The 14,308-nt window shown below is 32.9% G+C and carries 17 protein-coding genes; 4 read left to right on the top strand and 13 right to left on the bottom strand.

Features of this window, described 5'->3' with window-relative positions; genetic code table 11:
- Positions 1-531 precede the first annotated feature (531 nt).
- Positions 532-1,392, top strand: coding sequence for a Na+/H+ antiporter NhaC family protein (locus LGK97_RS19875; RefSeq protein ID WP_264175096.1), 861 nt, complete (start codon positions 532-534; stop codon positions 1,390-1,392).
- Positions 1,393-1,420: 28 nt separating this feature from the next.
- Positions 1,421-1,891, top strand: coding sequence for a Na+/H+ antiporter NhaC family protein (locus LGK97_RS19870; RefSeq protein WP_264175095.1), 471 nt, complete (start codon positions 1,421-1,423; stop codon positions 1,889-1,891).
- Positions 1,892-1,982: 91 nt separating this feature from the next.
- Here the strand turns inward: LGK97_RS19870 and LGK97_RS18975 are convergent, their stop codons facing one another.
- Positions 1,983-2,405, bottom strand: a complete 423-nt coding sequence (locus LGK97_RS18975; protein WP_226261791.1) for a flavodoxin family protein — start codon at positions 2,403-2,405, stop codon at positions 1,983-1,985.
- Positions 2,406-3,054: 649 nt separating this feature from the next.
- Here LGK97_RS18975 and LGK97_RS18970 point away from each other — a divergent pair.
- A complete protein-coding gene (locus LGK97_RS18970; protein WP_226261789.1) occupies positions 3,055-3,552 on the top strand; it encodes a hypothetical protein in 498 nt (165 codons plus the stop codon).
- 117 nt (positions 3,553-3,669) lie between these two features.
- Here LGK97_RS18970 and recA read toward each other — a convergent pair whose 3' ends face one another.
- The 9 genes from recA to LGK97_RS18925 form a co-directional block, all read right to left on the bottom strand.
- Entirely contained in the window at positions 3,670-4,701 is a 1,032-nt protein-coding gene (recA, locus tag LGK97_RS18965; RefSeq protein ID WP_226261787.1) for a recombinase RecA, read from the bottom strand.
- A gap of 223 nt (positions 4,702-4,924) precedes the next feature.
- Entirely contained in the window at positions 4,925-5,428 is a 504-nt protein-coding gene (locus LGK97_RS18960) for a CarD family transcriptional regulator (protein WP_226261785.1), read from the bottom strand.
- 75 nt (positions 5,429-5,503) lie between these two features.
- A complete protein-coding gene (gene uvrA / locus LGK97_RS18955; RefSeq protein WP_226261783.1) occupies positions 5,504-8,338 on the bottom strand; it encodes an excinuclease ABC subunit UvrA in 2,835 nt (944 codons plus the stop codon).
- 99 nt (positions 8,339-8,437) lie between these two features.
- Entirely contained in the window at positions 8,438-8,770 is a 333-nt protein-coding gene (locus LGK97_RS18950; RefSeq protein ID WP_226261781.1) for a hypothetical protein, read from the bottom strand.
- 196 nt (positions 8,771-8,966) lie between these two features.
- On the bottom strand, positions 8,967-9,239 hold the full coding sequence (locus LGK97_RS18945; RefSeq protein ID WP_226261779.1) for a hypothetical protein: 273 nt from the start codon (positions 9,237-9,239) through the stop codon (positions 8,967-8,969).
- 123 nt (positions 9,240-9,362) lie between these two features.
- Positions 9,363-9,635 (bottom strand): hypothetical protein, encoded by a 273-nt coding sequence (locus tag LGK97_RS18940; protein ID WP_226261777.1) that lies wholly within the window; start codon positions 9,633-9,635, stop codon positions 9,363-9,365.
- A 257-nt stretch (positions 9,636-9,892) separates the two neighbouring features.
- The gene (locus tag LGK97_RS18935) at positions 9,893-10,033 is read right to left on the bottom strand and encodes a hypothetical protein (protein ID WP_226261775.1); all 141 of its coding nucleotides are present in this window, start codon (positions 10,031-10,033) and stop codon (positions 9,893-9,895) included.
- 88 nt (positions 10,034-10,121) lie between these two features.
- The gene (locus LGK97_RS18930) at positions 10,122-10,922 is read right to left on the bottom strand and encodes a YkgJ family cysteine cluster protein (RefSeq protein WP_226261774.1); all 801 of its coding nucleotides are present in this window, start codon (positions 10,920-10,922) and stop codon (positions 10,122-10,124) included.
- 39 nt (positions 10,923-10,961) lie between these two features.
- On the bottom strand, positions 10,962-11,267 hold the full coding sequence (locus LGK97_RS18925; RefSeq protein ID WP_226261772.1) for a hypothetical protein: 306 nt from the start codon (positions 11,265-11,267) through the stop codon (positions 10,962-10,964).
- A 289-nt stretch (positions 11,268-11,556) separates the two neighbouring features.
- Here LGK97_RS18925 and LGK97_RS18920 point away from each other — a divergent pair, with 289 nt between their 5' ends.
- Positions 11,557-12,741 (top strand): tetratricopeptide repeat protein, encoded by a 1,185-nt coding sequence (locus LGK97_RS18920; RefSeq protein WP_226261770.1) that lies wholly within the window; start codon positions 11,557-11,559, stop codon positions 12,739-12,741.
- 154 nt (positions 12,742-12,895) lie between these two features.
- Here LGK97_RS18920 and LGK97_RS18915 read toward each other — a convergent pair whose 3' ends face one another.
- The 3 genes from LGK97_RS18915 to LGK97_RS18905 form a co-directional block, all read right to left on the bottom strand.
- On the bottom strand, positions 12,896-13,075 hold the full coding sequence (locus LGK97_RS18915; protein ID WP_226261768.1) for a hypothetical protein: 180 nt from the start codon (positions 13,073-13,075) through the stop codon (positions 12,896-12,898).
- Between the two features lie 12 nt (positions 13,076-13,087).
- A complete protein-coding gene (locus LGK97_RS18910; RefSeq protein ID WP_226261766.1) occupies positions 13,088-13,618 on the bottom strand; it encodes a hypothetical protein in 531 nt (176 codons plus the stop codon).
- 152 nt (positions 13,619-13,770) lie between these two features.
- On the bottom strand, positions 13,771-14,308 hold a 538-nt coding region (locus LGK97_RS18905; RefSeq protein ID WP_226261764.1), incomplete at its 5' end, for a transposase.

Genomic DNA, 14,308 nt, shown 5'->3' with positions numbered 1-14,308 from the left:
ACTGATAATTATAAATTAGGGATAAAAGTTGCAACTGTTATACCCTGTATTTTATCAGTAGGTGCTCTTTTTTTCAAAGTTCATTTTAATTCATAACAGGAATGCTCCTAACTCTAATTCTAATTCTAATTCTAATTCTAATAAAGTATACCACTATCATAAGAACATTATTGCCTTTTAATTATATTATCATAATCCAAATAATTTATATTAAAAGATTCGGATGATTCTTGACGGAAAATTAATCGCCAGAACTATTTTGTTTAAGTTTAAATTTAAATAAAATATATTTAAAAAGAGGATGATATTATAGATTTTTAAAAAACAGCTTTCCAGCAGTTTTACTTACGGTGTGGCGAATAAATTTTTCTCAATAAAATAATACTTATATAGCTTTGCATTATAGTCTCTATTTACAGTAATCAGACCTATGTCCATAATACACCTTCCTTATTTATATGTTTTTTTGGTATAATACTATTAGAAATAGTAAAGATCGTAAACAAGGACATTATTATAAGGATGGTGTATATGCATATTTATTTAGGACTATTTATCTCCTTCATGATTATAATTTTAGGTGTCTTAAGCAATGTCTTCGTAGGTTTTCTGCTTATAGCATGCTGGATGATTTTTGCTTCAATAAGCATAAAGAGAGGTTATAATATAAAAAACATTTTAACAATGTCATATTCTGGTGGAAAGAAATCACTGATGGTAATTAAGACCCTTTTACTCATTGGAGCTGTTACAGGCGCATGGATGGCTTCTGGTACTATCCCTGGAATAGTATATTATTGTATTAGACTCATACGCCCAGATACATTTATCCTTTTTATATTCATAATCTGTTGCGCATCATCCTTTCTGCTTGGCTCCTCAACTGGAACAGCAAGTATTGTAGGACTACCCCTTATAATCATAGCAAGAAGCGGAAATGTTAATCTCAATGTAGCTGCAGGCGCAATTATTGCAGGTGTGTATTTTGGTGACAGATGCTCACCAATGTCTTCTAGTGCAGTTTTGGTATCTAACCTGACAGGCACCAATCTTTATACTAATATAAAGAACATGTTTAAGTCTTCAGTTATTCCATTCATTCTATCTATAGGTTTTTACTTTAAGCTTTCCAAACTTAATCCATTAAAGGTAGTAAACATTAATTTGAAAAATGAGCTTCTGAGTAATTTCAACATAGAATACCTGATACTTATTCCCGCCCTGTTAATACTTGTACTATGCTTTTTTAAGGTTAAAATCCAGTATGCAATGCTCTTAAGCATGATTACAGCTGCTATACTAGGCGTACTTGTCCAAGGTCACCCACCATTGCAGGTGCTAAATTATATCATCATAGGATTCAGACTTGATGATCACAAACCTGCTACATAATATAATAAAAGGTGGCGGCATAATCTCTATGCTTAAAACGTGCTTTGTAGTCTACATTGCTTGTGCTCTTGCAGGGATACTTGAAGGAATAAAGACCTTTGATGGCATTAAGAAAATTCTTGCCAATATGAATCTAACTGGTGCCTTGCTTTTTGCTCTCACTACCATAGTAAGTACTGTTACAGCTGCCTTCGGGTGCACACAGTCAATTGCTATTATTTTGACAGATGAAATCATGAAGCCTTGCTATAAAAAGGATAAGAATTATGAACTTGCACTTAATATTGAAAATTCCTGCATACTTACATCCGCACTAATACCGTGGAATATTGCTGCGTTGATTTGTACCACTACACTTAATGTGAATATGTACAGTTTCGTGCCCTATGCCTTTTTCCTTTATATTTTCCCATTGGCTCATTTCTTACATATATTTTTGAGAGAACAATTAATTAAATTTAAAACGAAACGTAAAATCAACCAGAATCTTCAGGGTTAAGTAAAAGGATGGTTTATTACGATCCTAATTTTTTTGTTTAATTATGATCGTAATTTTAATTCCTTTACCAATATGAAGTGCAAGTAGTAATTTATAATAAGCTATTTATAAGCTTATTAACAATATTCTCTTCATTTTTTTTGCTCTTGACAATTTCGCTGACTGATTTAAAACCAGAAGAATTTTTTATATTACTACCATTGGAAGTTACCACTAAATGTACCTTCTCTATCGGAGTTGTCTTTAAAAAAGTTTTAATAGCGGGAGCCACTCCTCCAGCCCATAATGGAGTAACTACAATAAGCTCATCTGCACCATCCAAACTTCCGTTTATTTTTATATCAACATTCTTGTTTTTTGAAGCATAATATCCACCTTTTAAAAATCCTAAAACGCCTTTCCAATTCATATTATCAGTGATTTCTATGGCTTCACAAGAAAGTTTGCTTGATATATTTTGAGCTATCCTCTTGTTTGTACCAGTTCTTGTAAAATAAACAACTTTATAATTCATAATGTTATCTCCTTTAAAATTTATTTATATATTTTCTGTTAATAAAGTATTTTTCTATGAACAATAGCCTTTATAGAACGCTTGTTACTGCACTTTGTTTACATTTACTCATGAATTAACACATCACTTTCAAGTGTATACAATATATATGGAAAAATCAAGAAGTTACTATAAGAAAACTATCTTTTTTAGTAAATGCACCTTATAATAAAGTTTTAGCAAATCTGCTTTGCTCATAAAAACCCCCGTTAGACTGTGCGAAAACTTATAATCACTACCAATATTTATTCTCATTTAACATAATTAAATCATCATCTGCGATGCTGCAACATTATACCAAATGAGAAGGGTAATCTATGAACTATATTTTGGGAAAACCAATGTATAATACTAATGGTATGCTTAATTTTCTCTAAGAATATGTTTAAATTATTTGATTTTATAATAAAAATATTGTATAATATTTGTAGAGTGAAAAATTAAATAGTTAATCTAAATAAACGACACATGTAGTGCTTTGCACGTAAATCTGATTACGGTTTACGGTGCAAAATAGCCATATGTGTCTTTTTTGTTGTCTAAAAAACATCAACAATTATTTGAACTTTATTTTTCGCGTGAAATATACTAAGAAAAGGAGATATAAAGTATGGAGTTTTACATGAATTTACCAAGAAACAAGAAGGATTTTGCACTATTTATGGCAGTTATTTCAATTATATCAGTGAATATAATTGCACCTTTGATTACTTGCTTTGAAGTTGGCTTTCACATGTATGTATGGGCAGATGCAATAAAAATAATGCCTTTTATATGGATTTGTGTGATTGCCTTAGTTTTAATCACATTTAAACCTGCTGAGTGGTTAACGTCTAGAATAGTAAAGGAAGGAGACAGTTTTAATTCTCATATTGTTATAAATATTTTATGTACGGTATTTTTAATGTCAATATTTTTGACTGTGATTGGTACATGGATAGGAACTAGGCAAGTTAGCATGGATGCAATTCATATGTTTTTTTATAAGTGGCCACGTAATTTTGCAATTTCCTTTGCAGTAGAGTTACTTATTGCACAGCCAATAGCAAGAGCAGTTATGTTTAAAATGCATCAGATTAAAGATTCGAAAAATATATGTGAAAACTAATTAGGTAAAAATTTATTGGCTTGTGTATTTACCACAAGCCAATTTTATATTATCCTTCATATCTTTATGTATTTTGCCTGAACTACCTTACATTATACAGGTTAGAATGAAGTCATGTTATACTACTAGTTCTTCTTTTATAGCTGCTTCTGTTAATGGCAGCTTATATTTTCCTCTGATCAGATTTTCTATCTCAAGAGCTACCTCAGGATTTTCTTTCAAATAATTCTTAGAATTTTCTCTGCCTTGTCCAAGTCTTATATCCTTATATGAAAACCAAGCTCCACCCTTTTGAACTATTTCTTCATTAACACCTATATCTATCAAGTTACCTTCCCTTGAGATACCCTCATTATACATTATATCGAATTCAGCTTGTTTAAAAGGAGGTGCAACCTTGTTTTTTGTTACCTTTATCCGTGTTTTATTTCCTAGAAAATCATCACCTACTTTTATAGTATCGATTCTTCTTATATCAAGCCTTATGGATGAATAAAATTTAAGTGCACGGCCACCAGTGGTTGTTTCAGGATTACCAAACATAATACCTATTTTTTCTCTTAATTGATTTATAAATATTACAACACATTTGGACTTGTTAATTGAAGAAGTAAGTTTTCTTAAAGCCTGGGACATTAACCTTGCCTGCAGTCCCATATGGGAATCACCCATCTCACCTTCTATTTCAGCTCTTGGAACAAGTGCTGCTACAGAATCCACAACAATTATATCTACAGCATTTGATCTTACAAGGGCCTCTGTTATTTCCAATCCTTGTTCTCCTGTGTCTGGTTGTGAAACTATCAATTCCTCAGTATCAACTCCTAGTATCCTTGCGTATGATGGATCCAAGGCATGTTCAGCATCAACGAAAGCTGCGATGCCCCCTCTTTTTTGCGCTTCTGCCACTATTCGTAGTGCAACAGTTGTTTTACCAGAGGATTCTGGTCCATATATTTCTATTATTCTGCCTTTTGGAACCCCCCCAACTCCCAGCGCTATGTCTAAAGCCAGACATCCTGTTGGTATAACTTCTATATCTATTATTGAGTTTGCACCAAGTTTCATAATAGAACCTTTTCCAAATTGTTTTTCTATCTGACTCATAGTAAGTTCTATTGCTTTAACTTTATCATTATTTATATCCATTTATTATTAACATTCCTTTCAAAATCCATTATTGTAAATCATAGTTACATCTGACTTAATAAATTTTAACAACATTTTGGAAGCTTCTAGTCTGTTATCTTCTATAAGTGGTAGTTGCTTAGCCTAGGAATGTTGCACAGGTTGTAGTCTAAATCTGCTTCCAGAGTTGTTAATATTGCAGCATCAAAGATGATGATTTAACTAGACTGTTAATTATCAACATTTAGTCCGCATTTTCGCTTATAAAGCTAATAATCTTTTCATATATTACTTCAAAAGTAGTATTCAATGACACTGCCAATTCTGTAAATAGTATATTTTGAATATATCTTAAAAGTTTGTTATCTGGTTCATTAATTTTCTTTCCGCTAATTTCCACTTCATGCCTTTTCCGCATCAAAGTATTAGCGATTTTACAAATTTCCCTACGATTTCCGCTCTTTACAATCTCATAATATATTTGAGTCCGATGATTACCAAATTCTATCCAATCTATACCTGAATGCTTGAACGATTCTAGAATTTCTTCTGCTTCCTCTTTATGAATAAGTTCTAACATAATTACCTTATCATTATCCACCGGGATACTTATTGTTAATTTGCTATCTTCCACTGGATGTAAAATGTAATAGTTTTTGGTAATGTCCAAATATGTCTTTTCACATATTTCATCTATATGACAAATACCGTGTGTTGAATATATGACCAAATCTCCAATATTAAACATTTCAGCTTAGTTACTCCTTTACTTAAAATTGTGAATTTTTATAAAAACCAGATTACTCCATTAAATAGAGTTCTATTAATGGCGTAATTTTAGATACTTTTTTAAATATTCCCCTGTATAAGAATTTGGATCTACAGCAATTTCCTCTGGGGTTCCCTTTGCAACCACTATGCCGCCTCCATCTCCTCCTTCTGGTCCAATATCAATGATATAATCTGCAGTTTTAATCACATCCAGATTATGTTCTATGACAACTACGGTGTTGCCCCCTTGTACCAGTCTCTGCATAATATCCGTCAATTTATGAACATCAGCAAAATGCAATCCGGTGGTAGGTTCATCCAAAATGTAGATGGTTTTTCCTGTACTTCTTCGACTTAATTCCGCCGCAAGTTTAACCCTCTGTGCTTCTCCTCCTGACAAGGTTGTAGCAGGCTGCCCAAGCTTAATGTAAGATAGTCCTACATCATAAAGAGTTTCAATCTTTCTGCGAATGGCCGGCATATTTTGAAAGAAATTCAGAGCTTCCTCTACCGTCATCTCCAGCAGGTCATAGATACTCTTCCCCTTAAAAAACACCTCCAAAGTCTCACGATTATAGCGCTTTCCCTTGCAAATTTCGCAGGGTACGTAAACCTCTGGAAGAAACTGCATCTCAATTTTTATGATACCGTCCCCTTTACATGCCTCACAACGACCACCTTTTACATTAAAACTGAAACGCCCCTTGTTGTATCCTCTTACCTTTGCATCAACTCCAGAAGCAAATAAATCACGAATTTTATCAAATACGCCAATATAAGTTGCTGGATTTGAACGAGGAGTTCTTCCGATGGGACTCTGATCAATATTAATAATTTTATCCAGCAGCTCTATGCCTTCAATTTTTTCATATTTACCTGGAATAGTTCTGGCACGATTCAATTTTTTCGCCAGTACCTTGTATAAGATCTCATTTACCAGGGAACTTTTTCCAGAACCAGAGACACCTGTTACGCAGGTAAACACACCTAAAGGAAAAGTAACATCCACGTTTTTAAGATTATTCTCCTTTGCTCCCTGCACCGTAAGATACCCACTTGGAGATCTTCTGGCTTTTGGAACCTCAATGGATAATTTTCCACTTAAATAAGCACCGGTAACGGATTTAGGACTTTCCATTATATCTTCTGCAGTCCCACATGCAATGACTTCACCACCATGCTCTCCTGCGCCAGGTCCAATGTCAATTATATAATCAGCAGCACGCATGGTATCCTCATCGTGTTCCACTACCAAAACACTATTCCCTAGGTCTCTAAGGCGGCATAAGGCCTTTAGCAGTTTATCGTTATCCCTCTGGTGAAGTCCAATACTGGGTTCATCTAGAATATAATCTACACCTATAAGTCCAGAGCCAATCTGTGTTGCCAGACGAATACGCTGAAGCTCCCCTCCAGATAAGGTGAAGGTTGCTCTTGATAAATTCAAATAATCTAATCCAACTCCAATAAGAAAACTAATTCTTGATTGTATTTCCTTAAAAATCTGTTCTCCAATTGTCCTCTGGAAATCACTTAGCTCCATCTCACTTAGAAAATCATACAAATTTTCAATGGAGAGATTCGTTATTTCAAAAATATTCTTACCCGCCACAGTAACTGCTAGTGACTCTTTTTTAAGGCGCTGCCCCTTACAATCCTTACAGGGGATGGTGCGCATAAATGTTTCATACTCAGCTTTTGTAATATCGGAAGTAGTTTCTCTAAAGCGCTTCTTCACGCTTTTAATGATTCCTTTGAAAGCGACATTATAGTATCCCTGTGCATGATACCCCTCATAATAAACCTTAACACTGCGGTCAGTACCAAAAATCAGAATATCATGAATTTCTTTGCTATAGGATTCAAAAGGAACCTTCAAACTAAAGTGAAATTCCTTTGCAAGAGCCTCAAGAATTGCTCTAGTATAGCTTCCCTCATCCTTGCAAGATTGCCATCCAAGCACCACAATAGCTCCTTCATCAATACTCAGACTCTTATCAGGAATCATCAATTCTTCATCAAACTCCATCTTATAACCTATACCATGGCACTCTGGGCAGGCTCCACTAGGATTATTAAAGGAAAAACTCCTTGGCTCAATGTCCTCAATGCTGATTCCACAATCTGGGCAAGCAAAATTTTGGCTGAAGGTTAAATCTTCCCCACCTATCACCTGCACCATCATAAGGCCATCTGTCAGCTCAAATATATTCTCTATTGAGTCCGTGAGACGCGGCTGTATTCCGCTTTTTACCACCACTCGGTCTACAATAATCTCTATGTTATGCTTAATGTTTTTATCCAGAACAATCTCTTCTGATAAATCATACTGGTTCCCATCTATGCGAATACGTACATAACCATTCTTCTTCGCCTGGTCCAGCACTTTTTCATGAGTACCTTTCCCTCTTCTCACCACCGGTGCAAGAAGCAGAATTTTGCTGCCTTGCGGCAATGCCATTATCTGATCTACCATTTGATCCACTGACTGCCTTTTAATCTCTCTGCCACATTCAATGCAATGAGGAATTCCTATTCTTGCATACAAAAGACGAAGGTGATCGTAAATTTCTGTAACTGTTCCAACCGTTGAGCGTGGATTTCTATTTGTAGATTTCTGAGAAATAGAAATAGCCGGAGAAAGTCCTTCAATACTATATACATCTGGCCTCTTCATCTGCCCCATAAATTGCCTTGCATAAGAAGACAAAGATTCCATATATCGTCTCTGACCATCTGCATATATGGTGTCAAAAGCTAAAGAAGACTTACCTGATCCACTGACTCCAGTGAAAACAACTAATTTGTTCTTTGGTACGTCTATATCAATGTTTTTTAAGTTGTGCTCGCAGGCTCCCCTGATGCGAATGTAGGTTGCTTTAGCCATTAGTATCTCTCCTTCCTATATTTTTAGAGTAAAATCTCTTTTTTGTTAAAGCATCACCTTCGGTGCTAAAATGTGGTGAAATTCATAAAACACCCATAATTAATTTGAGGATTTCTTCTTCGTTGACCTTGATCCAACTTTCCTCTTTACAGGTTCTGGTTTTGGCCTTTCTTCTTCTAGCTTTGTGGCCGCACGTTCTTTTTCTTTACGCTCCTCTTCTATCTGCTCTTGCTTTCTATTCCATTCCTCTAATATATTGCTCTCCACTGTCACATCCACTGCTTTCAGAAATTTTTCAAATGCTTCAGGATATAGAAATGCTTTTGTTCCGATGTCCTCCTGAAACTGCACCAATATTTTATTATTCTTTATTTCCGTAATAACCCCAAATCCAAATATAATGTGCTCTACGCTCTCATTTAGTATGGTCATTTTCTACCTCCTCTAAATTTATTCAGATTTAATATTCATACCAATTATTTTAAGCAAGGCAGACATGATTTCCGTAATAGATAGCATAATTGCCTCTAGTAAACGTTTACATATTGACCTTAATATAATTTTTACCTGAAGTATTTCTTGAGTACTGTTAATCACATATTTTATCTTGCCAATATCCTAAGGGATTCTATACTCTATATGTTGTGGCAGATTCTTCTTGGTTCCATGGCATGAAACTGCCATAATACTTTTCGGCGATATGCCTTTGTGTTGAACTGCTGAGACTGGATAAACGTTGATAAGCATACTGGATTGAATCAAAATGTTCTTCGCAGGTGCGTTTAAATGTACATGCTTCACCCTGACAATTAGAAATCATTAACCAAGTACATTTACCTCTTTCCGATAACCCACTGCAATTTGGAAATCTACTTAAGTCAGTTAGCGTATATCTCGACATATTTCCTCCCCTCCTTTCTAATAAAACAAAACTAATAGGAGTACTTATTGTATTCTAGCACATAAAAATAGGTTGATGTAAGCAAAACTTTTGGAACCTAATACATTACCTGTTTTTTATTTTTTAAGCTACCTCTTCGAGCTCATCTTCAAAAGAATTATCTGAACCAGTTATCTGTACTTTTTTATTTCCTAAAATTAAAGATAAACATAGTCCAATTAAAACAACTATTGATAGAGCTAATGTTGCTGAACTAAATCCAGTAGCAACAGCAGCTTGCTCTGGAACATTGTTACTTAAGGCTTTTAACTGTGAAGCTGACATAATGCCTATAAATAATGAAGAACCAATTGCAGCTACAAAAGTTGTTGTTTTAAGTCCACCTTGAAGAAACATTGGCAAAATTTAATATAGTTTTATTAAATGTTCCCATAAATCCACTAAATACCAGTATTACTATTATTGCTTTTACGTTAATTTTTTTATAGATTTTTTTGTTTGCATTAAAAATTCTCCTACTATGTTTAGACCGGTCTACATAATTAATAATAAAAATTAAAACTGTCTCAAAGTGAATTAAAAATTCTATATCCTAAAACTTTGAGACAGAACTATATGTATAAATTAATTATTTAATTTATTTATGTCACTCATTATATATTTATTAGTTTAGATATTTGCTTCGCTATTAATCTAAGTGGTTTGCCACTTTTCTTTACCAGGGAATAAATAATCCCACCTTCTACCATTGTTGCAATTACACTACCTAACTCATACGCATCCTCTTTATTCATTAAAACACTCCAATTTATAAATTAGAGTGTTTTACATTTTACATTTGTCAACAGTCCTAAAGGAACAGTTTCGCAAATTATGATTTAACTAGCGAACAATCTTATTTATTATAGTATTACAATAAGTACTTCTTGGCTTTTTAAATTTTTCATCAAAATTCACAATAGACACTCCTAATTTTTTCACAATGAAATGTTGGTATAAATGATAAATAAGAGGATATTGCGGACTTAAAACAGCAATATTTCGTTTCTTATGATGAATTACAGACAAATCAGTATTCTTATTTAATAATTCTGTAACATCACATAGTATCACATCAAAGTTATCGTCATTAAGAATACTTCCATACCTATGACAAGCAATGCCCACTGCATCTTCTTCCATCTCTGGAATATGATAAGTAGTTCCAAATATCCTGCATTTAAATGGTCTAAAATCGTATATTTGGCACAATTGAGTAGTTACATCATGAAAAACACAAGGAAAACTTGTTTTCTCTATTGAAGAGTTTATTTTTTCAATATCATTATCATTAGCATTTAATAAAAGCTTAGTAGCTTCTGGATACTCATTCTCCATCATTACCCAATACTTATCCACTCTTTTTATTAAATTGTTTAATTTTTCTTCATCCCATTTTGCTAATTCATTTAGAATTAAATCAAATTCAATACTTTGAATGGTGAAATAATCAAAACAGCAATCGCTACAACCTGGAACACATAAGGAAATCCCGTTAGCTGTTTGACGGTGTGTTTTAAAATTGTACTCTAGCTCACTATAAATTTTAAGTTTAGCAGCGGCCTGGCTTTCTTCATGAATATCAGGATGGCAAATCTTTTTTTTCTTACCACTCATGCAAAAACACAAATCATTTCTTCCCATACCTCTCTCCTTACAAACGTTTCTTATCATTAATAAAGTTTATTCAGCTTTTGCACTAAAAGAAAATTTAGATTCTTGCACTTTTATCTTTTCAAAATGGCCTTTCACTTCTGCAAGTTGATTTTCCAAGCTTTCAAACACAGCGTTAACTTGCTCATCTGTATACTCATATGTATTTCTATTATGTAACTTATCAAGACTACTTACTGCACTCATAATCTTATTTACTCTATATACAGCAAGACGGATGAATTTTTCATTCTTTGTTTCATTTGGTGTACCATTTGAACCTGTATATGCACCCTCCTCCATATTCATTCCTGTTAATTCCTTTGTCTCTTCCATTTTATCTCCTTATTTCTTGAAAATTTTCTTACATATAATAATCTGATTCATGAAATTATAGCATATTATTTTTCGCCTCGTAAGAAAAATTTTTCTCAATCTTTTAAAAATCCTAAAACACCTTTCCAATTCATATTATCTGTGACTTGTATGGCTTCACAAGAAAGAATTATTCTACATTAGCCCTCTAGATTAGTACAGGGAAGTGAAAACATTACCAATGAAAATACCCTTTTATTTTGTTATACTCTTTATATGTTTTAAAAAACTTATCTTGAGGGGGAATACTTTGAAAAACAAAAATATAAAGCTTTTAGTAACTATTTTAGTATTATTGATATTAGCAGTTCCAAGTACTGTTTTTGCTTATAACTCTTACAATTACAATAAACTCTATAAACAAGGCCAAGCTAATATAGCAAATGAAAAATATGATGAGGCTATATCAATCTTTAATTCCACGCTTAAATATGGTAAAAATCACAGTGAAGTAATTAATAAGCAAATTAGTTTGGTTAAAGATTTAAAAATCTCTAAAGCTATATATGATGAAGCAATAAGAAAATTTAACGAGAAAAAATATCTAGAAGCTATCCCTGTTTTTGAAAAGATTAAAAAAGATGATGATAAACGGTATAACCTTTCTTTGCAAAAAATTTCTGAGTGTAAAAACTTATATATAAATGAAAATATAGATAATAGTAAAAAAGATTTTGCTAATAAGAAGTATGTTGAAGGAATAAAGTACTTAGATTTGGCGCTTAAAGTTGATGATAAAAATGAGCAAGTACTAAAATTAAAATCTGAAAACTTAAAGCTTTATATAACTGACAATATAGATAAAGCTAAAAAAGAAGCTTCTACTAAAAGATACGAAGAAGCCATAAAATATTTGGATTTAGTACTAAAAACAGATGCTAAAAATGAACAAGCCTTAAAGCTAAAGGATGAGTATACTAAAGCTATGGAGGAAGTAGCAAAGTTAGCTACCTCTAAGGCTAAAAATAGCACTTTAAGTAAATCCAATAATTCTATATCTATCACTAATAAAAATAATGATAGTATAAAAACACAAATTAAAGTACCGCCTAATGTATCTACTGCGCCACCTATATACAATGCTTCAATTGGTGTGTCCCATGTATATGGAACTGCTGATATAAAGAAGGAGTTTACAAAGATGGGTTTTGTATTTAGTTCTGATATTGCTGCACTTTATGATAAAAATGGTATCAAAATTGGAATAGTAAATCGTGGTGAATTTTGGCAAGTATCAACAAAAACCTGGGGAGGTTCTGAACAAGATCTATTTGAAGATTGTATGACCATAATATTAGGCAGGGACCTTGCATGGGATAATTTAATTTATATTGATTATGCATTAGATATCCCAAATTCAGAACATACTTCTCCATATGTTAAAACTTTTATAAATAACGATATGTTAGTTGTTTATGTGTATGTGCCTAAATAATAATTAAGCATAGCTTTAACACAACACGAGATTGCTTATTACACTAATATTATTACTTAGAATTATTTTCATATAAAAAGGACAATAGCAAACAAAATTATTGTTTGCTATTGTCCTTTTTAGCTACTAATCCCTACTATTTCATTAATCCTTCTCACAACCCTTTGGACCTCCCTCTCAGGATTAGTCCACCATCTTGAGATAAGAAACCAAAACTAGCAGTTACTCTTCCAGTTTCATTTTCATTTCTATTATTAAAAATGTCCTTAACTAATCTAACAACTTCCACTGCTTTAGTTAACTTATAGTTATCAGTAGTTTTGGTAGAGTCCACTCCATTACTCTTTTATGGCAATATCCATTCACTAGGCGGTGTTCCATCTTTTCCATTATACTGAATAGTATAAATAGCAGACGTATCTTTATTAGAAATTACTATTTGATATTGTGGAATTCCTTCTGGCCGATTAACAGTTAAATATAAGCCATAACCATCAGGAGTATTTTTATTTTCTGTAACAATAGATTCGATTATAAATTTGTCATTTTCATACTTCACTTTCTCAACCTTTATGTCACTACCATTTTTCAAAGGTAGAATTAGAATCTTCTCTTGGCTTTCTTCTATTACATGTTTATCTAAATTGCTAACTTGATCTAGTTGTGATTCATCAGGCGAATTTAAAATTAGACCAATGGCCAAATCATTAATTTTTTCACCTTTGCTAGATACAATTTTCAATGCACTGTTTACAGATATTGTTGATTCTGATACGTTGGTTTTAGACTCCTTTACACTTTTTTCATTAGCTTTACAACCTATAAATGCAACCGTGACAATGAAAATTAAAATGATTATGCTCAAAATCTTTTTCATTTTTACACTCCTTTACTTATTTTAATAATCCTTATACATAGTGAACTACTCAGCACCTAAGAGGTGGGAGCTTCTTGGTCAATACTACTACTGTAGCAAGTTTACCCAAGCTATCAAGGCTATTCCAGCCTCTCTAGTCAATATATCTTATATTACATTGCTAGTTTTAGTAGATTTTTGCTTGCGTTTATATCTCTATCCATTATCATTCCACATACTGGGCAAATATAAGTCCTGCAAGACAAGTCTTTCGTTTGGCTTGATTTATTCCCACAACTAGAACATAACTGGCTACTTGCATAGTTTGATGGTGCTACCATTATTTCTCTGCCATACCACTTTGCTTTGTATTCTAACATTCTTCTAAACTCTGACCAACCAACATCGGCTATTGATTTTGCTAGTTTATGATTTTTTATCATATTACTTACCTTTAAGTCCTCAATCACTATAACTTGGTTTTCGTTAATTAATTTAGTACTTATTTTATGCAAAAAATCATTTCTTTGGTTAGCTATTTTCTCATGAATCTTCGCTACTTTAATTCTAGCCTTTTTCCTGTTACTACTTCCTTTTTGGTTTCTTGATAAGTCCTTTTGAAGTTTAGCTAACCTTTTTTCTGATTTCTTTAAGTGCTTGGGATTGCTGAAAAAATCTCCGTCACTCGTTATTGCAAATTCTTTAATGCCC

Origin of the sequence: Clostridium sp. CS001, assembly GCF_020443565.1 — a bacterium.
Taxonomy (GTDB): Bacteria; Bacillota; Clostridia; order Clostridiales; family Clostridiaceae; genus Clostridium_AD.
Note: the sequence above shows the minus strand (reverse complement) of the source record. Positions and strands in the feature narration are given on the sequence as shown.